Annotated in this window: 21 protein-coding genes and 1 tRNA gene; 6 read left to right on the top strand and 16 right to left on the bottom strand. The window is 64.4% G+C overall.

Annotation, left to right across the window (positions count from 1 at the left end):
* Nucleotides 1-4: 4 nt before the first annotated feature.
* On the top strand, nt 5-1,612 hold the full coding sequence (gene pgi, locus HCO70_RS09695; RefSeq protein ID WP_172295353.1) for a glucose-6-phosphate isomerase: 1,608 nt from the start codon (nt 5-7) through the stop codon (nt 1,610-1,612).
* Here pgi and HCO70_RS09690 read toward each other — a convergent pair whose 3' ends face one another.
* From HCO70_RS09690 to HCO70_RS09645, 10 genes are all read right to left on the bottom strand, one after another.
* Nucleotides 1,613-2,551, bottom strand: coding sequence for an META domain-containing protein (locus HCO70_RS09690; RefSeq protein ID WP_172295351.1), 939 nt, complete (start codon nt 2,549-2,551; stop codon nt 1,613-1,615).
* 412 nt (nt 2,552-2,963) lie between these two features.
* On the bottom strand, nt 2,964-3,386 hold the full coding sequence (locus tag HCO70_RS09685; protein WP_172295349.1) for a hypothetical protein: 423 nt from the start codon (nt 3,384-3,386) through the stop codon (nt 2,964-2,966).
* A gap of 161 nt (nt 3,387-3,547) precedes the next feature.
* A tRNA-Gly gene (locus HCO70_RS09680) sits at nt 3,548-3,621 on the bottom strand.
* 116 nt (nt 3,622-3,737) lie between these two features.
* Nucleotides 3,738-3,926 carry an SHOCT domain-containing protein gene (locus HCO70_RS09675; RefSeq protein WP_216665314.1) on the bottom strand — a complete coding sequence of 63 codons (189 nt, stop codon included), beginning with the start codon at nt 3,924-3,926 and terminating at the stop codon, nt 3,738-3,740.
* Between the two features lie 120 nt (nt 3,927-4,046).
* Nucleotides 4,047-4,490, bottom strand: coding sequence for a DUF6325 family protein (locus HCO70_RS09670; protein WP_172295345.1), 444 nt, complete (start codon nt 4,488-4,490; stop codon nt 4,047-4,049).
* A gap of 161 nt (nt 4,491-4,651) precedes the next feature.
* Nucleotides 4,652-6,691, bottom strand: a complete 2,040-nt coding sequence (locus HCO70_RS09665) for an ASKHA domain-containing protein (RefSeq protein WP_172295343.1) — start codon at nt 6,689-6,691, stop codon at nt 4,652-4,654.
* A gap of 110 nt (nt 6,692-6,801) precedes the next feature.
* Complete coding sequence (locus HCO70_RS09660; protein WP_216665313.1) at nt 6,802-7,407, bottom strand: hypothetical protein; 606 nt, start codon at nt 7,405-7,407, stop codon at nt 6,802-6,804.
* Nucleotides 7,408-7,508: 101 nt separating this feature from the next.
* Nucleotides 7,509-8,090, bottom strand: a complete 582-nt coding sequence (locus HCO70_RS09655; RefSeq protein ID WP_172295339.1) for a TIGR02281 family clan AA aspartic protease — start codon at nt 8,088-8,090, stop codon at nt 7,509-7,511.
* 68 nt (nt 8,091-8,158) lie between these two features.
* Nucleotides 8,159-8,785, bottom strand: coding sequence for a MarC family protein (locus HCO70_RS09650; protein ID WP_172295337.1), 627 nt, complete (start codon nt 8,783-8,785; stop codon nt 8,159-8,161).
* A gap of 162 nt (nt 8,786-8,947) precedes the next feature.
* Nucleotides 8,948-10,798, bottom strand: a complete 1,851-nt coding sequence (locus HCO70_RS09645; protein WP_172295335.1) for an ABC-F family ATP-binding cassette domain-containing protein — start codon at nt 10,796-10,798, stop codon at nt 8,948-8,950.
* An 82-nt stretch (nt 10,799-10,880) separates the two neighbouring features.
* Between HCO70_RS09645 and HCO70_RS09640 the strand changes: the two genes are divergently transcribed.
* Together HCO70_RS09640 and ndk are read left to right on the top strand one after the other, a co-directional pair.
* Nucleotides 10,881-11,291 carry a DUF6636 domain-containing protein gene (locus tag HCO70_RS09640; RefSeq protein ID WP_172295333.1) on the top strand — a complete coding sequence of 137 codons (411 nt, stop codon included), beginning with the start codon at nt 10,881-10,883 and terminating at the stop codon, nt 11,289-11,291.
* 176 nt (nt 11,292-11,467) lie between these two features.
* The gene (gene ndk, locus HCO70_RS09635) at nt 11,468-11,890 is read left to right on the top strand and encodes a nucleoside-diphosphate kinase (RefSeq protein WP_172295331.1); all 423 of its coding nucleotides are present in this window, start codon (nt 11,468-11,470) and stop codon (nt 11,888-11,890) included.
* Between the two features lie 77 nt (nt 11,891-11,967).
* On the opposite strand, the gene HCO70_RS09630 is transcribed toward ndk, so the two are convergent.
* From HCO70_RS09630 to HCO70_RS09615, 4 genes are all read right to left on the bottom strand, one after another.
* Nucleotides 11,968-12,423, bottom strand: coding sequence for a GFA family protein (locus HCO70_RS09630; RefSeq protein WP_172295329.1), 456 nt, complete (start codon nt 12,421-12,423; stop codon nt 11,968-11,970).
* 66 nt (nt 12,424-12,489) lie between these two features.
* Nucleotides 12,490-12,891, bottom strand: coding sequence for a DUF4112 domain-containing protein (locus HCO70_RS09625; RefSeq protein ID WP_172295327.1), 402 nt, complete (start codon nt 12,889-12,891; stop codon nt 12,490-12,492).
* A gap of 65 nt (nt 12,892-12,956) precedes the next feature.
* Nucleotides 12,957-13,286 (bottom strand): TfoX/Sxy family protein, encoded by a 330-nt coding sequence (locus HCO70_RS09620; protein WP_172295325.1) that lies wholly within the window; start codon nt 13,284-13,286, stop codon nt 12,957-12,959.
* A 39-nt stretch (nt 13,287-13,325) separates the two neighbouring features.
* The gene (locus HCO70_RS09615) at nt 13,326-13,478 is read right to left on the bottom strand and encodes a hypothetical protein (protein ID WP_172295323.1); all 153 of its coding nucleotides are present in this window, start codon (nt 13,476-13,478) and stop codon (nt 13,326-13,328) included.
* Between the two features lie 262 nt (nt 13,479-13,740).
* Here HCO70_RS09615 and HCO70_RS09610 point away from each other — a divergent pair, with 262 nt between their 5' ends.
* From HCO70_RS09610 to HCO70_RS09600, 3 genes are all read left to right on the top strand, one after another.
* Nucleotides 13,741-14,652 carry a lipopolysaccharide assembly protein LapB gene (locus HCO70_RS09610; RefSeq protein WP_172295321.1) on the top strand — a complete coding sequence of 304 codons (912 nt, stop codon included), beginning with the start codon at nt 13,741-13,743 and terminating at the stop codon, nt 14,650-14,652.
* A 262-nt stretch (nt 14,653-14,914) separates the two neighbouring features.
* A complete protein-coding gene (locus HCO70_RS09605) occupies nt 14,915-15,601 on the top strand; it encodes a type II CAAX prenyl endopeptidase Rce1 family protein (protein WP_172295319.1) in 687 nt (228 codons plus the stop codon).
* A 153-nt stretch (nt 15,602-15,754) separates the two neighbouring features.
* Nucleotides 15,755-17,986 (top strand): BTAD domain-containing putative transcriptional regulator, encoded by a 2,232-nt coding sequence (locus tag HCO70_RS09600; protein WP_172295317.1) that lies wholly within the window; start codon nt 15,755-15,757, stop codon nt 17,984-17,986.
* Here HCO70_RS09600 and HCO70_RS09595 read toward each other — a convergent pair.
* Complete coding sequence (locus HCO70_RS09595) at nt 17,983-18,594, bottom strand: CDP-alcohol phosphatidyltransferase family protein (protein WP_172295315.1); 612 nt, start codon at nt 18,592-18,594, stop codon at nt 17,983-17,985. The genes HCO70_RS09600 and HCO70_RS09595 overlap by 4 nt on opposite strands.
* The gene (locus HCO70_RS09590; protein WP_172295313.1) at nt 18,591-20,147 is read right to left on the bottom strand and encodes an FGGY family carbohydrate kinase; all 1,557 of its coding nucleotides are present in this window, start codon (nt 20,145-20,147) and stop codon (nt 18,591-18,593) included. The genes HCO70_RS09595 and HCO70_RS09590 overlap by 4 nt, the downstream gene beginning before the upstream one ends.
* Nucleotides 20,148-20,303: the final 156 nt, after the last annotated feature.

Below are 20,303 nucleotides of genomic sequence, written 5' to 3'. Positions count from 1 at the left end.
TCCCATGTTCGAAGAGCTGAAGACCCTCCAAGCGAAAACCGGGGAGCGTCAGATCCTGTCGCTCTTCGATGATAACAACCGCGCACGGGATTTCTCGGTCACGGCGCTCGACATGCTCTTCGATTATTCCAAGACCAACATCGACGCCGAAACGCGCGACGCTCTGCTGGCACTCGTGGACAGGGCCGATGTTGCGTCGCGGTGCGAGGCGATGTTTTCCGGCCAGAAAATTAACGAAACCGAGGGCAGGGCGGTCCTGCACACGGCACTTCGGAACCTGGACGCGTCGGTCATAGTCGACGGCAACGACGTGATGCCTGGCGTACGCGAAACGCTGGACAGGATGGCCACGTTCGCTGACGCAGTCCGCAAGGAAGAGATCAAGGCGCCGGGTGGTCGGGCCTTCACGGACGTTGTGAACATAGGCATCGGCGGATCCGACCTCGGCCCGGCCATGGGCGTGCTGGCGCTGGCGCCCTATGCGGATGGTCCGCGCTGTCACTTCGTTTCCAACGTGGACGGTGCACATATCCACGACACCCTGAAGGATCTGAATGCTGCAACGACTCTCGTGATCGTCGCCTCAAAGACCTTCACCACCATCGAGACAATGACAAACGCCGCAACCGCGCGCGATTGGATCGCATCGCATTGCGGGTCCGATGTGGCTGGTGATCATTTCGCGGCGCTTTCCTCGAACCTCGATAAGACAGCAGAGTTCGGCATCGACCCGGCTCGAGTGTTCGGTTTCGAGGATTGGGTCGGCGGCCGGTATTCAATCTGGGGGCCGATCGGACTGTCGCTGATGCTGGCCATCGGACCGGACGATTTCCGCGAGTTTCTTGCAGGCGGGGCCGCGATGGACGCGCATTTCCGCGAAGCGGCCGGCATCGAGAACATGCCGCTGATGCTGGCGCTCGTCGGGATTTGGCACAATCAGTTATGCGGTCATGCGACTCGCGCGGTTCTGCCTTATGACCAGCGGCTGTCGAGGCTGCCGGCCTATTTCCAGCAGCTGGAGATGGAGAGCAACGGCAAGTCCGTCGCCATGGACGGTAGCCAGCTGGATTGCAATTCTGGCCCAATCGTCTGGGGAGAACCGGGCACCAACGGTCAGCACGCCTTCTACCAACTGATCCATCAGGGCACCCGCGTTGTCCCCTGTGAATTCATGGTGGCGGCACAGGGGCACGAACGCGATCTTGCGCACCAGCACGACTTGCTGCTGGCAAATTGCCTCGCGCAGTCCGAGGCTCTGATGCGCGGCCGGTCGCTGGAGGAGGCCAAGGAAAAGGTCGCGGGCAAGTTCGCTGGCGCCGAACTGGAGCGGCAGGCAAGCCACCGGGTCTTTGCCGGAAACCGCCCCTCGACAACGCTGATCTATCCGAAGCTGACGCCAAAAATGCTGGGCCAGATCATTGCGCTGTACGAGCATCGCGTATTCGTCGAGGGCGTGATCCTGGGTATCAATTCCTACGACCAATGGGGCGTGGAACTTGGAAAGGAACTGGCGACGGCTCTGGGGCCCATCGTGACGGGTGACGAGAGCGCCGACTCCAAGGATGGTTCCACGAAACAACTCGTGGCCTACATCCATGCCCACAAGGGCTGATCAGCCGGGCGAAACCTCGGACACCGGGATCTCGTAGCGCTCGTCGCCGATGCTGACACGCACGATGTCCTCGACTGTCTCCACCGTGGCGTTGGCACTGCCGTGATAGGCAAAACCGCCATCAGCAAAGAACATCACGCGCGCGCTGCCGCTTGGAAGGTAGACGGTGAGGACCGCAAGATCCCTGTCGGTCGCTACGCCATAGTCGCAATCCAGCGGCTCGTTGTTGCCGCCTAGTTTGCAGGATAGTCGTCCGGTCCGGTCGAACAATCCTTCGTCAGCCCGTCTCTCGGCACTTACGGGCTGCAGGTACTCGGCCGCTGCCCAGCCCTGCGTCGGCGTTTCGTCGAGTGTTTGGACCTCACACCAGTCGTGCTCCGCTCCCTGCTGGCACCCCTGGTTCGACAACATTGTCCCAACCGTGATCTTGGCGACGACCTCCCCTTCGGTCGAAGGGGCATTGCGCAGGTTCAGATTTCCCCTCAGGCCCTGCACGTTGAGGTATGGCGCATTGAACGCAAGCGGCATGGCCGTTCGTTCCGAAGGATCGCTGCGCACCGGGTCGTCGCCGGTGACCAGTGCAAGCGACGTGCCGTCGCGCGACAGGGTCATCGTCGTGCCGAACGGATCGAAAGCCAGTTCGATTGATCCCTGTAACAAGGTGCCGATCGTGGCCTCCTGGCGGGTCAGCGCCAGGTCGGTACACGCTTTTCGGGTTAGTGCTAAGTTTCCATCGATGACCAACGATGTTGCTTCGGTTCGCCCGCGCCCGACAAATTCATTGCAGCCGGTGCTTCCGGTGATCGTTCCGTCCGGGTCGAACCGGATTTCGGGCTCGCCGAGTGCCTCGAACCCGTCCACGGCGACGATGCGCCATTCGGCACCATTGACTGGCTCGGCCAACGCAAAAATCGCGGCGCAGAATATTGCCGGTCTCATGAATGTTCCTCCACGCGGAAACTCCGCTCAACTCGCAACGACAAAGCCGCGCATCCAATGAATGATGGGTAGCAGTCGCATACCGATACGCCTTGGCATCATATCGAGTTGCCGAGTGGTCGTACCAGCACGTTAGCGAGGGCAGTGTCGTGATTTTTGGCGGCTCTCATTTGGGCGTCCTACGCCGATTTTCGCGCGATCGTGCCTTGCATTGTGCCGAGACTGACGCATGCATTGTAAAGCTCTGTTCCATAGGCCGGATCGAACCCGACATGGTTCCCTGCAATCCGGACGTGTGATCCTTGCTGTCTTCCGATAGCGCCCGGACTATCAACTATAGGGCGATTGGAAAACAACAAAAAGAGATCCGGATATGCCTATACCGCAGCTCTGAAAATCGCGTCGTTGGCGACTATCCGCCGCAATCTGCGTGAGCGCTGACATCGACTTCACAAGTGGCGGCAATAAGAGTGGGCCGGTGTGTTTCTAGCGTATCGAACGCCGCACGCACCTCCACCCGCGAAGTCGTCTCCGGGTCAATTTCGGTGAGATCAACCAACAGAGTCCCGGGAAGGTTCGGAAGCCGCTCCGCCAATCCGACGGCTTCCCGCTGCGCCGATGCCAGGTGACGCGAAATCGAGTCGTCAGACCAGCTTTCTGCGCCAAGTTGATCACGCAAGGCGTCGAGATTTCTCTCATACCCGTCGACGTAGTGCCGCAGAGTCACGGACTGCACGAGTTCGTCGTCCTCAGGCGCCATCATATAATTCATCGCGAGCGCTCCTGCGCCCACGGCAACACAGGCACCGACTATGAACCAAGTCTTGCGGGACATCTGGCGCATCCCCCGTGTAATCAAGAATAACCAACGAACGACGGAGGCCTGCCGGCGCGCCGCCAAGCTAACGCTACGTCAAAAATTGCGAATCAGGAAGGTTCGAAGCGCACTTCCGCCCTAAGTGCCTGAGAAACTGACTACGGTTGATAGCGGTGGCTTGGAGCGGGTGAAGGGAATCGAACCCTCGTCTTAAGCTTGGGAAGCTCCTGCTCTACCATTGAGCTACACCCGCGTTCCGTCCGGCAGAGGTAGACAAGGCGGGAGGGCCAGTCAATCTGAATGTTGGCCCTTGCCGGGTCTGCTCGGCGGTGCGTGTAAGGCACCGCCACCACACATGGTTTTACGAAGTCAGGCGTTTAGAATACGCGCTTTCTGCGCTTCAAACTCGGCGTCGGTCAGAATGCCCGCGGCTTTGAGGTCAGCCAGTTCCTTGAGCCGTGCGATCGCATCCGCATCGAGGCCGCCCGCAGATGCGGGAGCGGGGGCAACTGCCGGTTCCGGCTGTGCCGCGTTGGCCGGGCCCCGTTTACGGGTCATCGCGTTGGCGGTTCCGACGACAACAGCCGTGCGGCCCGCGGTTCTTGCGGCTTGACCGATGAGGCTGGGCCGTCCGCGTCTGCTTCCAAGCATGGTTAACTCCTATCTGAATAAGTTCGGTCAGGCCGTTTTTGCCGCTTCCAGAAGGCTCGCGCGGGCCGCGTCCACGATATCGCCGGGGATCCGCTGCGCCATTGTCAGCACACCGCCCGATGCGCGCACAGCCTTGGCGAAATCACCAAGCCATAGATGCTCGAACAGGACCATCATGGACGTGGAGTTGTCCGGAACCTCTGCAACAAGATCCATCAGGTCTTCTTCTGACATCAGGCCGCTGAACTCGCCTGCTAGTGCTTTCATCGCCTGAGCCACATCCTCGCGCAGATCCTGCATTTCGAGTACATCTGCATTGCCGTCGGCATCTTTGATGACGACGGCAAGGTCGATGACACGGATAAAGCCCTTGTCGATGAGGTCGAGAAGGCTGGAAGCGACCTCTCCATTGAACTGGTTGCCCTCAAAGTCGATCACGACAAGCTCGACAGGTCCGATCGAGGTGCTCATGGGCCAAACCTTTCACTGAAAATCGCCTGCAACAACTTTGCCGCGTAATTCGAGGCCGGACAAGTCCGGGTAGTGCATGACGTGAGGTTTCATCAAAAATTCAAACAGGGCCCGTGACTTGGCCGGTGTAGAACTCCCAGTGAGGTGTTGAGAGCCGCGGATCACACACGCCTGCGCCGCCTGCGTCCGCCGCCATCCGCATCGCCCGTGTTGAACGCCACATCTGGCAGCGACACAACCTGCCGCAACTGACTAAAAGGCGCGGTCGCATGCGGGATCGCGTTGGCCGCCACGAAATGCTCCTGGAACCGCGGCTCGATAGCAGTCTCGACTTTGTGGATCTCATACACCCGCCGTTCGATCTCTGCCCGTGCAGCCAGAGAACATAGAGCGATCCGCGCGCCAGTGCCGGCGGCGTTTCCGGCAGAGGTCACATTGTCCAGCGGGCAGTCGGGGATCATCCCGAGAACCATCGCGTGCAGCGGCGAGATATGTGCACCGAACGCGCCGGCAAGAACGACACGGTCCACGGTGTCGGTTCCGATCTCGTCCATCAGCAGCCGCGCCCCGGCATAAAGCGCGGATTTCGCCAACTGGATGGCGCGAATGTCGCCCTGGGTCACGGTGATTACAGGTCCGCCTTCGGCGCTGCCATCGTGAAGCAGATAGGCATGGGTACGCCCCTCGGGCAGGCTGCGGGCGGTTCCGGTCTGTTCGGCCGAACCGATCAGGCCCTTTGAGTCTACAAGACCCGCAATCCGCATTTCAGCGACCGCCTCGATGATGCCGGAGCCGCAGATTCCGGTGATCCCGGTCACGGCTGTCGCCTCGGCGAAACCGTCCTCATCGGACCAGAGATCGGAGCCGACCACGCGGAACCGCGGTTCCTTACTCACCGGGTCGATACGCACCCGCTCGATGGCACCCGGCGCTGCGCGCTGGCCAGAGGAGATCTGCGCGCCCTCGAACGCAGGGCCGGTGGGAGAGGAACAGGCAAGGGCCCGGTTCTTGTCGCCAAGCTGAATTTCGGCATTCGTGCCGACATCGACGATCAGGACGAGATCGTCGGATTTGTACGGCTCTTCGGAAAGCGCCACCGCCGCCGCATCGGCGCCGACATGTCCGGCGATGCAGGGCAGCACATAGACTCTGGCTGCCGGGTTGATGGCGGTCAGATCAAGTTCCGTCGCATCCAGCGACATCGCGCCCGAGGTGGCCAAAGCGAAAGGCGCTTGCCCCAGTTCCACCGGGTCCAGCCCGATCAGCAGGTGATGCATCACCGGATTGCAGACGAATACCGTCTCCATGATCTGGGCCGGCTCGATGCCGGCATCTTCGGCGATGCCTTTCACCAGTCCGTTCAGCGCTTCGCGAACGGCGGTTGTCATCTCGCGGTCGCCGCCCGTGTTCATCATGGCGTACGACACACGGCTCATCAGGTCCTCTCCGAACCGGATCTGCGGGTTCATCACACCCGCACTGGCGACGACATCGCCATTCCGCAGGTCGCAGAGATGCGCAGCGATGGTGGTGGAGCCAAGGTCTACAGCAAGGCCATAAAGCCGCCCTTCCCAGTATCCTGGCCAGATATCGAGCAGCCGCTCCTCGTCATCCGCATGATCGCGGTGCAGGGCGACGGTGACCTTCCATTCGCCCTTGCGCAGGGCAGGCTGAAGTTTCGACAGCACCGGAAGCGGCACGCGGAGGCCTTGCTCGCCCACCTGCCATTGTTTGGCGAGGGCGGCCTTCAGGCGCTCGAGGTCGCCCGACGGCTCATGCATGTCGGGCTCTTCGACCTCGACATAGAACAGCCGGGTTGCCGGATCCATGACGACGGCGCGCTCGGCTGCGGCCTTCCGGACCACCTGCTTGTGAACCTGGCTTTCGGGCGGCACGTCGATTACCACGTCGCCCTGGATCTGCGCCTGGCAGCCCAGTCTGCGTCCGGTCTTCAGCCCGCGCACGCGGTCATAGCGTTCCTCGACCGCGTTCCAGTCGGACAGCGCGTCTTCGCGGACCGTCACACCATGCTTGGCGAACTCGCCGTAGCCGGGGGTCACTTGGCATTTCGAGCAGATGCCGCGCCCACCACAGACGGAATCGAGATCCACGCCCAGTTGCCGCGCCGCGGTCAGGACGGGCGTGCCCTTGGGAAAACGCCCGCGTTTGCCGGAAGGGGTGAAGATGACGAGCGGATCCATAGGGGCCTTTCACATGTGACTGCGGCGCAGGATAGCGATTGACGGTGGGGGAGAAAGGCGATTGGCGGCGGAATTCGGTCCTCCGGCGGCATCGCAGCGACCGAGTGGCGTTACTGATGTATGAAACCGGGCCACCAAAGCCAGACGCCCAGCGGCAATGGCAGCACCGCAAGCGCGATGGTCGCAAGAGTGGCCGCGGGTAGAAACAGGCGCGTAAGACCGGCCATGAAACAGATCCCGCCGCCGCCGCCGATCACGGTGCTGCCGGGCAGGTTGATCAGCAATGCCAGCAGCAAATAGCGGCCACGCACAGCCACCGGGCCCAGCCAGTGGGGAAGCCTCGTCCGCAGCGCCGCCAGCCGCTCGTCCGGCGACAAAGGACGGATCGTTTCCACCAGCCCGCTCCAGCGTTTCAGGCCAAGATCGTTCAGCATCCGGCAGAGGTTCCGGTAGGGCAGCCACCGGCCGACGCCGTAGGACACCGACAGCCCCAGAACCGTCGCGAGATAGACGAAGGGTGCCATCGTCGACCCGCCCATGGCGATCATCGTCAGGCCGATTTCCACCCCCGGAACGAATGGCACCGCGATCAGAAGCGCGTAGGCGAGAAGGATGACGACCAGAAGCACGCGGTGCATGGCCGCCGTTTCCGGTGTAAGCGAGTTCGTCGCCGTCATCAGATAATGCGTCAGGCGATACAGCAGAAAAGCCGCCACAAGGACGATGGCAAGCCGCAGCAGGTTGCGCCAGAGCGGGTTGCGGGGGCCGCGTTTCGGCTCGTCCGGGTCGGGCGAAGGCGCGGTGATGGCCCGCGTCCTCAGCGCTCGAGGACCAGCTTGTCGCCGGAGATCTCGATCCGGTTGAAGCGCTGCAGGTAATCCATGCCCAGCAGGGAGCCTTCCATATCGCCGCGGTTCACCCAGACCCTGACGTCATGGTCGGTGATCGGGCCGACAGCAAATTCGTCAACGCGGGCGGGGGCAGTCTGGACGACGCCGTTGGCGGTGCCGGCCTGTCCGGAAAAAACCAGCCTGTCTGGATCGATCCCGACCATTCGCGCGTCGCTCTGGGTCAGGACGATGCCCGTCGCGCCGGTGTCGACGACGAAGATCACCGGCTTCTCGTTGACCAGGGCGGTCAGATAGTAGTGACCGTCATGGGCGCGGGGCACCTCGATCCGGCCGTCTTCGGCAAAGACCGACTGTTGTGGCATCACGTCCCGGCGAATGTCGGACCAGAGACCGACGCCGGCGATGACGCCGATGAAGATCAGGCCCCAGAGCAGCGCGTGCCGCGCGACCTGGCCCAGGTTGCCGCGATTGCTGACAAGGAAGTAGCTGAGGACCACGCAGCCCAGCAGGACCAGGTAGACGAGGCGGCCGATGTCGTAGCTGTCCATGAGGGGCGATCCTTTCTTCCCCATAGATAGGAAAGTTCTGGGGCTGTGTCAGCGGCTTCACGCAAGCGTCAGAGGGCGATACCCGCGCCGCGGAGGCCGTCGAGGACGAACTGGACCGACAGCGCGGCGAGGAGCATGCCGAGCAGGCGGGTGACGACGTTGATACCGGTGGGGCCGAGCAGGCGCTCGATCAGGCCGGCAGCGAGGAACAGCGTGAAGGCGATGGCGACAACGGCGATCATCACCAGATGGACTGCAAGGATCCAGGTCCAGTCGCTCCCGGACTGGCCGACGAGGAGGATCATCGTGGCCATGGCGCCGGGGCCGGCGAGAAGCGGGACGGCGAGGGGGAAGACGGACGGATCGTCGCCGGGGTCATCCTCTTCATGGCTACGGTTCTCGCGGCGCTTGGTGCGGCGCTCGAAGAGCATGTCGAGGGCGGTGAGGAACAGGAGGATGCCGCCGGCGATGCGGAAGGCGGGCATGGAGATGCCGACGAATTCGAGGAGGGTCTCGCCGAAGAGGCCGAAGAGGGTCAGGAGGCCGATGGCGACGAGGCAGGCGCGCAGTCCGATGGCACGGCGGCGTGCGGGCTCGATGCCCTGGGTGAGTGCGACGAAAAGAGGAGAGAGGCCGATCGGGTCGATGACCACGAAGAGGGCGACAAAGGCGGTTATGAGGGCCGTGGGGTCCATGGGCAGGTCATATCGGAGGGGCAGGAAAGGCGCCAGAGGGACGAAATGGCTGTGTCCGCTTGCGGACGCCATTCAACACACTGAAATCGCAGGAGAAAATACAGACTCGGCCTTTACACGCCGTGAACAGGCGCGAAGACAGGCTCCGAAAGCGGCGGCGCGTCAGTGCGTCTCCGCCGCCTCCAGCTTTTCCTGTGCCTGCATCCAGAGCCCTTCGGCGCGGTCGAGACCATCCATGACCTCGGCGTATTTCTTTTGCCAGACTTCCATCTCGCCGAGTTTCTCCGGCTCGTAGAGCCCCGGATCGGCCAGCTTCTTCGCCAGCTTGTCGCGCATGTCGTTCAGCTTCTCGACGCGCGCCTCGCATTTCCGGACCTCGGCGCGCAACGCCAGCTTCTGCTCGCGGGAGGCCACGGGCTTCGGCTTTTCCGCCCTGGCCTTGTCGACTGGCTTGTCCGAGGACAGGAGCATCCGGCGATAGGCCTCCAGATCCTCTTCGTAAGGCGTGACATGGCCGTCCTTCACCAGCCAGAGCCGGTCGGCGACGAGGCTCAGAAGGTGCATGTCGTGGCTGACGAGGATCACTGCGCCGGTATATTCGGTCAGCGCCTCGACCAGCGCCTCGCGGCTTTCGATGTCGAGGTGGTTGGTCGGTTCGTCGAGGATCAGCAGGTGCGGCGCGTCGAGCGTCGCCAGCATCAGCGACAGCCGCGCCTTCTGCCCGCCCGAAAGCTTTCCGACGACGGTTTCCGCCTGTGCGGCGCCCAGCCCGAAGCCGCCAAGCCGCGCCCGGTGCTTGCCCGGCAATTCACCCGGCAGCAGACGCCGCAGGTGTTCCAGCGGCGTTTCCTCGACCCGCAATTCGTCCACCTGATGCTGCGCGAAATAACCGATGCGCAGCTTGCGCGCCTTGGTCATGCGGCCGTCCATCAGGCCCAGCCGGTCTGACAGCAGCTTGGCCAGGGTCGACTTGCCCTGACCGTTGCGGCCAAGGAGCGCGATCCGGTCGTCCTGATCGATCCGCAGGGTCATGCCGCGCAGGACCTTGCGCTCGCCATAACCTGTGGCGGCGTTTTCCAGCGAGATGATCGGCGGCGACAGTTCCTCGGGCTCGGGGAACGTGAACTTCCTGAGTGCGGCTTCCTGCGGTGTCGCGACCAGCTTGATCCGTTCGATCATCTTCAGCCGCGACTGCGCCTGCACCGCCTTAGATGCCTTGTAGCGGAAGCGGTCCACGAAGCTTTGCAGATGCGCGATCCGGGCCTTGGCCTTGACGTTCTCGGCCTCGGCCTGCGCGATCTTCTCCGCCCGACGTTCCGCGAACTGGTCATAGGGAACGGCGTAATAGGTGAGCTTGCGATCCTCCAGATGCAGGATCGAGCCCACAGCACGGTTCAGAAGGCCACGGTCGTGCGAGATGACGATGACCGTATGCGGGTATTTAGCAAGGTAGCTTTCCAGCCACAGCGCGCCTTCAAGGTCGAGATAGTTGGTCGGTTCGTCGAGAAGCAGCAGGTCGGGCGCCGCGAATAGTACTGCCGCCAGCGCCACGCGCATCCGCCAGCCGCCGGAGAAGGCGGAGCAGGGCATGCGCTGTTCCTCGTCGGTGAAACCGAGGCCCTTGAGAATCGACGAAGCGCGCGCTTCTGCCGACCATGCGTCGATATCGGCAAGCCGGGTCTGAACCTCTGCGATCCGGGTGCCGTCGGTCGCGGTTTCTGCCTCTGCCAGCAGTTCGGCGCGCTCTGTATCGGCCTCCAGAACTGTGTCGATCAGCGATACTTCCGACCCCGGCACTTCCTGCGCGACGCCGCCGATGCGGGCGCGCGTGGGCAGGGAGATCTCGCCCGACTCCAAGGCCAGTTCGCCCCGGATCAGACGGAACAGCGTGGTCTTGCCCGCGCCGTTGCGGCCCACGAGTCCGACCTTGTGGCCGGTGGGAATCGTCGCCGATGCGCCCTCGAACAGGGGGCGGCCGTCGATGGCGTAGGTTATGTCCTCGATCCGAAGCATGCGCGCCGGGATGCTTTGCCCGGCGGCGCTTGTCAATGGCGGCTGGCGCCGCCTAGGGTGCCGCCAAGCCCGGAGGCCGCCGATGCGTCACATCCTGCCCGTCCTGCTTGTTGCCGCACCTGTTCATGCGCAGGATTATAACCTGCCCGACCTGCCGTTCCAGACGCCGGACGGCGCCATCGCCTGTGTCATCATCACCGGGCTGGAGAATTACGTGCGCTGCGACATCGCGGGGGCGGAACCGAGTTTCACCGAGCCACCGGAGGATTGCGACCTGGACTGGGGTTTTGCCTTCGAGGTCAAGCCAACCGGGCCGGGGCATTTGTTGTGCGCGGGCGACACGATCGCCGACCCTTCAGTGCAGAAAATGGAGCCGGGCTTCAGCCATTCGCGCGGGGGCGTCGCCTGTTTTTCCGAGCCGGACGGGATGACCTGCCTGAACGCGGAAAATCGCGGCTTTACCCTGACGTTGGGGAAGCAATCGGTCTTCTGACGCGCCGCAGGATTGTCGGTATCCCGTCGTGAAAACGTTGCGTTGGGGTGAAATGCCGGGTCCACCACTGGCGCCGGTAGGGCTTTGCAATCGCGAATCTCCGTGCTAACCGGCGCAGCAATGACGATTTCGGGACCGGACAGGCTTGTCCGGTCTTTCATCAAGGAGACCCCGACATGGCCATCGAGCGCACGCTGTCGATCATCAAGCCCGACGCCACCAACCGCAACCTGACCGGCAAGATCAACGCCAAGTTCGAGGAAGCGGGGCTGCGGATCATCGCGCAGAAGCGCATCCACCTGTCGAAGGAGCAGGCCGGCAAGTTCTACGAAGTGCACGCCGAGCGCCCGTTCTACGACGAACTGTGCGAATTCATGGCGTCCGCGCCGGTTGTCGTGCAGGTGCTGGAAGGCGAAGGTGCCATCGCGAAGAACCGCGAAGTGATGGGCGCGACCAATCCGGCCGATGCCGCCGCGGGCACGATCCGCGCCGAGTTCGCCGAGTCGGTCGGCGAGAACTCCGTCCACGGGTCGGACGCGCCGGAGACGGCTGCGGTGGAAATTTCCTACTTCTTCGCCGGGATCGAGATCGTCGGCTAAGCCGGGAACTTTCACGGATACAGATTGAAGGGCCCGCGCCGGATGCGTTCCGGGGCGGGCCTATTTCTTTTGCGCCGTCAGTGCCGTTCGGAGGCGTATTTCCGCATCAGCGGTTCGTACTGGTCTTCCGGCGGAAAGCCGTCGAACTGGTGCGGCGCGTCGAGGGCGGCGTAGGGCAGCGCCTCGGCCAGGCACGTCTCTATGAAGGGAACGTCACCGGGCACATTGTCCAGCATGGTCGTGCGGACATTGACGAGGAAATCTGCGCCGGCGGGCCGGGTGAAGACCCAGGAATGGCAGTCGGGGCAGTGCATGTGCTTGTTCTCGTTTCGCAGGCCGCCGGGCACCGGATCGCCGCTGTCCACGCGAAAGCCGACTGCCGGGACCGACATCGTTAGGGAATAGGCGCTGCCGGTCATCCGCTGGCAGCCGCGGCAATGGCAGGCGGAGGAAAAGAACGGCGACGCGGAAATTTCGAAACGGACGGCGCCGCAGCGGCAGCCTCCGGTGGCGGGCAGGGGGAGTTCGGTCATGGCAGCCTCCGTATTTGCGCAGCAGGGTGACAGATGCGGTCGTCAGCGCAAGCGAATGTGCGCTGGCTACCGGCACTGGAAATGCTCTCGCAGGAGGCGGACATTGCGGCGGTTCGACTTGAACCCGATGTCGAAGAGATCGCCGACGATGGGGATGGTGCCGATGGCGAGGTCGATGCCGGAGTTGAGGCCCATGCGGGCCAGCAGGTGCGCGGGGGCGCCGATGCGGCGGGCTTCGTAGAGGATGTAGAGGCCGGGGAGCAGGGCCACGGCGTCGCCGATGCCTGGCACGAGCCCGATAAGCGTGTCGAAGCCGAGCCGGACGTTGAAGATCGGGATGCGGAACCGCGCGTCCATGGTGTTCGCGATGCTCTGCAACCGGTCGAGGGTGGCCTGACGGTCGGTGCGCGGACGTGTGGTCCGGGCTTCGGTTCCGGCGCGTGTGTCGAACGTGTATGCGGTGCTCATCGGTCCTACCCGGCGTTGCGGTTGCGTGAACCTAACGAAGGGAAAGGCGGTGCGGTTCCCGCCTGTCAGCGCGGCGCGCGGACGCCGATTTCGTCTAGGGCGGCTTCGATGGCGGATAGGCCGGCGGGACAGGCTTCGGCGCAGATGGCGTCGAAACGGGCGCGAAGCGCGGTCTTTTCGGCGCCCTGGCAATCGTTCCAGGGGCGTCCCTGCAGACCCATCACCATGGCGTAGTAGGCGATGAAGTGCGGCCTGCTGCCGCTGGCGAGAAGCCGGCGGTACGCTTCGTCCGGTCCCAGATCGCGCAGCGCGTCGGCGCTGTCGATGCCGGCGAGGGCGTAGACCCTGTCGGAGGCAGGGCCAAGGTTTCGTATCGTCGAGACAGGGTCGGCCATGGCGCCCAGACTAGCCGGGCGCGGCGGTCCTGCAAGGGCTCAGATGCTGGCCCAGTCGGTGAAGATGGGGCGTTTTTCGTCGACCATTTCTTCGGGGCGGTAGAAGCGGCGCTGCTCTGCCTGGGGGGCGGGGTAGCTGCGTGGCGGCGTTTCGGGCCGCTCGTCGAACTGGCTGTCTTGTTTCTTGTTCATTTTTTTGTCCTGCTCTCCAATTTGCGCGAACTTGCCGTTTCGCGCCGGTCCCGGGAGCATCGCCCCTTCGGGCCCGTAACCGTAGAACACCAGATTTATTGGCCTGTTGGGAGGCGCAATTACGGCATCGTCGTGCCGATTCGTTTTGGGTTGTCTAAAATGTCACAGGTCCATGCGATAACTGCCGGAAGATCGAGCGGTTTGATCAATAAAGGGAATCCGGACATAGTCGGTCGGTCCGGCCAGATTGCGGAGGGGTGCAATGCGTCGATTTCTTGCCTGTTTTGCCGCGGCCTGCCTGTTTTCCGCGTGTCTGCCGGGTGCGGTCGCAGCGCAGGGATTCGTTTTCCAGGAGTCGGAGCCCGAACCGGAAGTCTCCGACCCCGCCGACGCGCCGGAGCAGGCACAGGCCGAGACGCCGGTTCCGGCGTCTGAATCGCCGGAACAGGACAACGACCCGCTGGAAAGCTTTTCCTTCGGCGGCGGCACGAGCGGCACAGGCAGTGCATCGGGCGCCGACCGGGCAGCTTGGCGGGCTGCGCGTGCGGAGAACTCAGCTGACGCATACGGTGACTACCTGAAGACCTTTCCGGAAGGCGCTTTTGCGGAAGACGCACGGCGTCAGCTTGCAGATCTTCAGGCTGCCACGGACCGACGTACGGCACTGATTGCGGCTTGCGACCGGATGGCCGGTGATCCAGAGGACAGCGCGCTCAGCGACGGCGCCACCGGCATTGCCGTGGGAGAGATCGACCCGGACGCGGCGCTCTGGACCTGCGCGCGTGCCCGCGCTGCCGCGCCGGACCTCGCGCGGCTCAGCTACAACATCGGCCGGATTTCCGAAGCCCAGGACCAGCCCGATGCGGCGCTGCGGTCCTATCGCTCCGCGCTGCGCCAGTCCGTCGAGCAGGACGGTGCGCCACACCTTGCGGCGGTAAAGGCGCTGCTGCGCCTGTCGGAGCCCGGGACGATAACGTCCGGCGGCCAGACAGACCGGACTTTGCTGCAGCTTATCGTCGAGGCGGAGAGCCGCACCGATGCGCTGCGCACAGAACTGACAGAGGCGCGCAGTGAAGCCAGATCACTGCGGGAGCAATTGGACGCTGCAGCTGCACGTGAAGCAGAGTTGCTTGAAAGACTGGAGGCGGCCCAGATAGAGGCACCGGCCGAATAGTCCTTACGTCACCTTCGGATATAGCACTTGAAACACAACCACCGGTGGTATTAGCGTTTTATCCACAGTGGGTGTGGAACGATGACGGGTCGGTTTCGGGTGACCGGCGTGTCGTTGGGCGAGATGTGTAGGAAAAGTTTCAATTGAAAACACTTGACGGAATCGTCTTTTCCACATGCTATGACAAAAAGACAACAACGGGACAACGATGCCGCTAACCTACGCGATATTCTTGTTTTTCGTGGCCGGGCTTGGAGAGTTCATGCGCCGCGGAGGACTGGATCTGACACCACTTGCGTCCGCTGGCGTGGTTGGCGTGATGACTGCGGCGTTTGCGTTGTTCCTTCTGGGCCGGGATGTTCCGTCGCTGATTCGCGCTCCGGGCCGCCGCCTGTACGATCAGGACGGCCTCGGCTGGTCCTGGGGACGAAGTGTTTCCCTGCTGGGCCTGATACCCGTCGTGCTGAGCGTTCCGATCGCTTGCGGCCTGCTGCTAACCGACATCGTCGTGTTCGTACCCGGCGTACAGAGCCTGCTCTGGGCGCTGTTCGTCCAGATCGCGATCATCGCGCTCCCGCAAGAGCTGTTCTTTCGCGAGGCGACGCTGAAGGTATTCAGAGCGAACCTGCCTGGGGCATTCGGCGTGTCGGCACTGGCGATGGTGCTCTACAAACTGCCAGAAGGCCTGCCGGCTGCATTGATTGCGGCGGGTGGGGCCTTTGCCTTCATGGCATTGCGGGTGGCGGGAATGAACATCCTGTTGGTCGCGGTGGTGCATGGCACGACAGCAGTGCTCTTCGGACGGGTGCTGGTTGCCGAACTGAGCGGCCAGGCGCTTTGGCTCTACGCGACCTGCTGCATGCTGGGCCACGCCATGTTTGCGCTGGCGGTGGTAACGGTGCTGCGCGCACGCAGGCCAATCGTCGTCGAGGCCGGGACCGAAGCATAGCCTGCTGACGTCGGACACCGGCATTAACCGAATGTTTACATAGAACTCCGCACAACCAAAGGGTCGGTGCACGGATTGCTGCCGTGCCAGCAGGGCGCTGGCCAAATGGCGTAAGCGCCCCGGTTACCCGAACGTTTCGGGGGAGTTGGCGCCATGTCAGAGCGGAACCGCATGCAGATCCGGTTGCTGGGAGATCTCGAACTGTCCGGCGAAACCGGCTGCCCCGTGCGGATGACGTCGCGGCGATGCTGGGGGCTGCTGGCCTACTTGGTGCAATCGGCGGGCCGGCCCGTTCCGCGACAGGAACTGGCAGAAATGTTCTGGCCGAAACGCTCGCCGGGACAGGCCCGCGCAAGCCTGCGGCAGGAGCTGGCCGTTCTGCGCAAGGCGCTTCGGGAAGCCGGGCTGGATGCGATCCGCGCCAGCAACACAGTGGTTACCTTTGTCGCCGACCCGGCAATTGCCGACTGCCGCGCGCTGGAGGTCTGTGTCGCTTCCGGAGAGGACCACGACCTGAGCAAGGTCGCGCAGATCTACCGGGGGCCGTTCTTGCAGGGCCTGACCTTGCCTTCACAGTCGTTCAGCGCCTGGCAATCATCCGAATGCAATCGCCTGCAGGCGATTGCGGTCGGGGCGCTGAAACAGCTATTGGAAAGCGAGCAGACTACGGGAAACACCCGGGCCGCCATGGGGGCGGTCGCAGCCTTGCTTGCCGTGGATCCGGGATCGGAACAGGCGCATCGCGTCTGGACCCGGGCGCGAAAGGCTACGCCGAAATGTGCGATACCACGTGAGACCGCGTTCGAGAATATCGCCGCGCTCGAACCGGTCGAAGTCTGTCTTCCCGATGCGACCGGCATCCCCGGCGATCCGCATGAGGCGGCGGTGCTCATCGCTTGCCTTCCGGAGCTTTCGGCGTTCGATCCAGGGATTGATCCCGGTGTCGTGCTGCACGCGCAAGCCGCGTTTGCAGATTTCGCGCGGCGCACGGTCGAGGGATACGATGGTACGGTTTTGCCTGGGCCGGGCGACCGGGTGGTCGCCGTGTTCGACGGAGGCGAGGCCGAGGAACAGGCGGAACGGGCCGGGCTTGTCGCGCTGATCCTCACGGCTGAGCCGGTGGCGGTGCAAGGGGCACGGCCGATCAGTGTATTGCCCGCCGCGGCGGTGGCACGCGGGCTTGTGGTGCGCAGCGGCGACGGGGCGATGGGGTTGCCACTGCTCTCCGCCGCACGGACGGTTGCGCTGGCACAGACGGGCGAGGCGCTGGCCGATGCATCATTCGGCGGTCTGAGCCCGGTGGACTGGTATCTGACGGCGGCGGAGGAACGCGCCGGGCTTTACATCCTGCGAACGGCTGAGGAGAGGCCGGCGATAGTAACGAGACCGCCGCAGTTGCCCGTCCTCTGGCAAAGCTGGCGCGCGGCCCTGACGCGGGGCGATCTGGCGCTGGTCCTGGCCCTGGGAGAGCAGGTGCGTTCCTGCGGCGGACGTGACCGGGCCATCGGTGACGTTATGGTCGGTGCCTCGCGGTTCTTTCGCGGGCGGCTGGCGGCGGCGGAAGAGGCGCTGTTGCCGGTCGAGGACCTGTACCTGCCGGACGGACCGCCGGGGCTGGACCCTGGCATGGTTGCGCGCAGCCTGCTGGCCTGGACGCGGGTGCTGCGCGGCCGCACCGCCGCATCGGGCGAGACGGTGCGCCGCGTGCTGAGCGAGGCGCAGGGGCTGGGCTGCGCGGACACCGCCCTGTGGTGCCGGCTTTTCGCCGCGCTGGTGCAGGGCGAGCTAGGCGCGGCGCGGGTCAGCCTGGCGCTGGCACAGACGGCGGCGGGACAGGCGCAGGGTCAGCCTCTGCGGCAGGCATTGGCGCGCGCGATCGTCGCCCGCGCCCGGGACAGGCTGGGCGAGCCGGACGCGGCGCGGCAGTTGGCAGGGGCGCTCGGCGACTATCGCCGTGGCGGCGGTACACTAGCTGTGCCCATGATCCACGCATGGCTGGCCGATGCGGCGCTAAGCGCAGGTGGCGATGACGCGCTGCTGCAGGTGGACGAGGGGCTGGCGGCTGCGTCGGCGACCGGTGTGCTGCACTATGAGCCGGAATTGCTGCGGCTGCAGGCGCAATTGTTGATCCGCAACCGCGATACGCGGGCGGGGCAGGCGGAGGCGGCGTTCCTGTCGGCGGTGGAGGCGGCGCGGCGAACCGGATCGGGGCTGCACGAGCTGCGGGCCTCGGTCGGGTTCGCGGCTTATCTGCGGCAGACAGGCCGCGCTCGCGACGCGGCGCTGAGGCTGGACCGGGGGCTGGAAGCGGTGGATCGGGGCGCGTCCTTTTCCGCCGATATCCGCACCGCGCAGGCGCTGCGGCAGCGGCTGGCAGTAGCTTAGCTTTCGTTTCTATCCGCCTCTTTCAGAAGCAGAAAAGCACGCCGGATGCGTTGCAGCGCTGTGACGTGGCAGAGGATCGCGTAAACGGTCAGCCCGGCGGGAAGAACCCAGTTCCACGGCAGTAGCCCGGCGAGCAGAAGCAGAAAGCAGAGGTAGATGATCCGCTCCATCCGCTCGAACAGGTCCGGCCAGTCGGTGTTGCTGACCGGCGTCTCGATGGCGGTGCGGGCCTTGGCGTAACTGGTCAGCATAGCACCGGAAAACGCCAGCAGCGCCAGTGCCCAGTGGCCTGTGACCCAGCCGATGGCGAGCAGGACGATCAGTTCCTGATACCGGTCGACCATTGCGTCGAAGTAACCGCCAACCTTGCTGGAAAGCCCGGTCTGCCGGGCCACGGCGCCATCCAGCGCATCGAAGACGAAGGCAAATGCCAGCGTCAGGCCGTAGATCCAGGGCGAGCGGTGCCAGAGATAGGCCAGCGAGGCGAGGATGATCAGCGCCAGCCCCAGCGCGGTGACCTGGTTCGGTGTAAGCCCGGCACGGGCCAGCGGACGCGCCATTGCTTCCCAGAGCGGGTCGATCACGTCCTTCATCAGACCGTCGATCATGCCTTGCCCTTACGGCGTTTGTAGAGCTTTGCCAGCGACTTGCGCAGCAATGCTAACTCGGCATAGCGGTCCTGCAGCATCGCCACGCGCCCCGGATCCGGCACGAAGTTCCGCGCCGGCCCGTCACGCAACCTGCCCGCAGCCTGCCACACGTCCCCGGCCCAGCCCAGTGTTGGCGCCGCGATGGCCGCCGCGCCGCGCATCCCGGCAAGGGCGGTTTCGCCGACAGAGATGGGCCGGTTCAGCACGTCGGCCAATGCCTGCGCCAGTTGCGGGTTAGCCGCCGCACCGCCGACCGCGGGGATCGGCCCGTCGGTGCGCGTGCCGCGCTCCTTTGCCACCAGATCGTAGGCCCAGCGGATGTTGCAGGCCACGCCCTCCAGCGCCGCGCGCTTCAGTGCCTCTGGCCCGTGCCGCAGGTTCAGCCCGTAGAAGGCGCCGCGCAGGCGTTCCTCGTCCATCGGCGAGCGTTCCCCTGCGAGCCAGGGCAGGAAGAACGGATCGTCCGCGGCGTAGTTGCCGATCCTGTCGTAATAGGCGGACAGAGCCGCATCGTCCGTGCCCGCACCCTGCATCCGCGCGAGCCAGGCGAGGGCCGAGCCCGCGGATTCCTGCGTCGCGATCAGCAGCGGCCGATGCCCGATAGCCGACGTGACCGTGGCATAGGAAGCGAAGATGTTCAGCACCCGGCGGTCGTAGAAGCCCGACACCCAGGAGGAGGTCGAGAGGCACAGATGCAGCGCGCCATCCGCCACCGCGCCGGAGCCGATGGCGGTCGCCGTCACGTCGCCGCCGCCTGCGACGACGGGAATGTCGGCGCGCAGTCCCAGGCCCTCAGCGGCCTCCCGGGTCAGCCCGCCGACAACCTCGGTGCCGTCGACGATCTTCGGCAGCTTGTCGAGCGTCAGGCCAAGGTGATGCGCCAGTTTCGGCGACCAGCCTTCGCGCCCCCGCCGTGTGTCCATCAGCCAGGTCAGGTTGGCGCTGTCTGCAGTGGTGGTGACCGTCCCGGTCGCGCGCAGAAGCAGCCAGTCCTTCACGTCGAGGATATGGTCGGCGCCGGAAAAAACGTCCGGCTCATGCTGCATAAGCCAGAGCATCTTGCCCGGCGGGTCCATGCCATTATGCGACGGCGCGCCATTGGCGATCCGGATCGAGCGCAGAAGGAAGGGCAGGTTGTACCCCGCCAGTGTCACAAGCCCGCCCATGCGCTTGCGGATCAGCGGCGCCGCGCGCTTGTCGAGCCAGACCATCGCCGGGCGCAGCACCGTACCGTCGGATTTGGCACAGATCACCGCGCAGAGCTGTGCCGTGAAGACCACCGCACCGCAACGCGCGGCGAGATCGGGGATCTCTGCCTTCAGCCGCGCGATGCCGCGCGCGAGCGCGTTCCACCAGTCTTCGGGGATCTGCTCGGCATGAGACGGCGCGGGCAGGTGCAGCGGATAGGGCTCGACCGTTGTGGCCACCGGCACGAGGTCGGGCCCGACAGCCCCGATCTTGACGCCCGATGTGCCGAAATCGGCGGCGAGGATCAGATCGGCCGTGCTCACGCGTGTCCCTTGCCCTGTGGCGGTCGGGTCAGCCGTGCCACGCGGGCCGGGGATTGGCAACATCGCATGGCCTTCGCGGGTGGCTGTTTTCGACGTCTGCGCTTTTGCCCGGCTCTGGTGCAGGCGGCGCGTGCGGGAGCCTCCGGCGGGGATATT

This window comes from Pseudoruegeria sp. HB172150, assembly GCF_013184805.1.
Taxonomy (GTDB): Bacteria; Pseudomonadota; Alphaproteobacteria; order Rhodobacterales; family Rhodobacteraceae; genus Psychromarinibacter.
This window is presented reverse-complemented; position numbering and strand designations above follow the sequence as displayed.

What these genes read in the sequence shown, in the direction of transcription:
- pgi (WP_172295353.1), top strand. Translation starts at nt 5, where the DNA reads ATGTTCGAAGAGCTGAAGACCCTCCAAGCGAAAACCGGGGAGCGTCAG.
- HCO70_RS09690 (WP_172295351.1), bottom strand. Translation starts at nt 2,551, where the DNA reads ATGAGACCGGCAATATTCTGCGCCGCGATTTTTGCGTTGGCCGAGCCA.
- HCO70_RS09685 (WP_172295349.1), bottom strand. Translation starts at nt 3,386, where the DNA reads ATGTCCCGCAAGACTTGGTTCATAGTCGGTGCCTGTGTTGCCGTGGGC.
- HCO70_RS09675 (WP_216665314.1), bottom strand. Translation starts at nt 3,926, where the DNA reads ATGACCCGTAAACGGGGCCCGGCCAACGCGGCACAGCCGGAACCGGCA.
- HCO70_RS09670 (WP_172295345.1), bottom strand. Translation starts at nt 4,490, where the DNA reads ATGAGCACCTCGATCGGACCTGTCGAGCTTGTCGTGATCGACTTTGAG.
- HCO70_RS09665 (WP_172295343.1), bottom strand. Translation starts at nt 6,691, where the DNA reads ATGGATCCGCTCGTCATCTTCACCCCTTCCGGCAAACGCGGGCGTTTT.
- HCO70_RS09655 (WP_172295339.1), bottom strand. Translation starts at nt 8,090, where the DNA reads ATGGACAGCTACGACATCGGCCGCCTCGTCTACCTGGTCCTGCTGGGC.
- HCO70_RS09650 (WP_172295337.1), bottom strand. Translation starts at nt 8,785, where the DNA reads ATGGACCCCACGGCCCTCATAACCGCCTTTGTCGCCCTCTTCGTGGTC.
- HCO70_RS09645 (WP_172295335.1), bottom strand. Translation starts at nt 10,798, where the DNA reads ATGCTTCGGATCGAGGACATAACCTACGCCATCGACGGCCGCCCCCTG.
- HCO70_RS09640 (WP_172295333.1), top strand. Translation starts at nt 10,881, where the DNA reads ATGCGTCACATCCTGCCCGTCCTGCTTGTTGCCGCACCTGTTCATGCG.
- ndk (WP_172295331.1), top strand. Translation starts at nt 11,468, where the DNA reads ATGGCCATCGAGCGCACGCTGTCGATCATCAAGCCCGACGCCACCAAC.
- HCO70_RS09630 (WP_172295329.1), bottom strand. Translation starts at nt 12,423, where the DNA reads ATGACCGAACTCCCCCTGCCCGCCACCGGAGGCTGCCGCTGCGGCGCC.
- HCO70_RS09625 (WP_172295327.1), bottom strand. Translation starts at nt 12,891, where the DNA reads ATGAGCACCGCATACACGTTCGACACACGCGCCGGAACCGAAGCCCGG.
- HCO70_RS09620 (WP_172295325.1), bottom strand. Translation starts at nt 13,286, where the DNA reads ATGGCCGACCCTGTCTCGACGATACGAAACCTTGGCCCTGCCTCCGAC.
- HCO70_RS09615 (WP_172295323.1), bottom strand. Translation starts at nt 13,478, where the DNA reads ATGAACAAGAAACAAGACAGCCAGTTCGACGAGCGGCCCGAAACGCCG.
- HCO70_RS09610 (WP_172295321.1), top strand. Translation starts at nt 13,741, where the DNA reads ATGCGTCGATTTCTTGCCTGTTTTGCCGCGGCCTGCCTGTTTTCCGCG.
- HCO70_RS09605 (WP_172295319.1), top strand. Translation starts at nt 14,915, where the DNA reads ATGCGCCGCGGAGGACTGGATCTGACACCACTTGCGTCCGCTGGCGTG.
- HCO70_RS09600 (WP_172295317.1), top strand. Translation starts at nt 15,755, where the DNA reads ATGTCAGAGCGGAACCGCATGCAGATCCGGTTGCTGGGAGATCTCGAA.
- HCO70_RS09595 (WP_172295315.1), bottom strand. Translation starts at nt 18,594, where the DNA reads ATGATCGACGGTCTGATGAAGGACGTGATCGACCCGCTCTGGGAAGCA.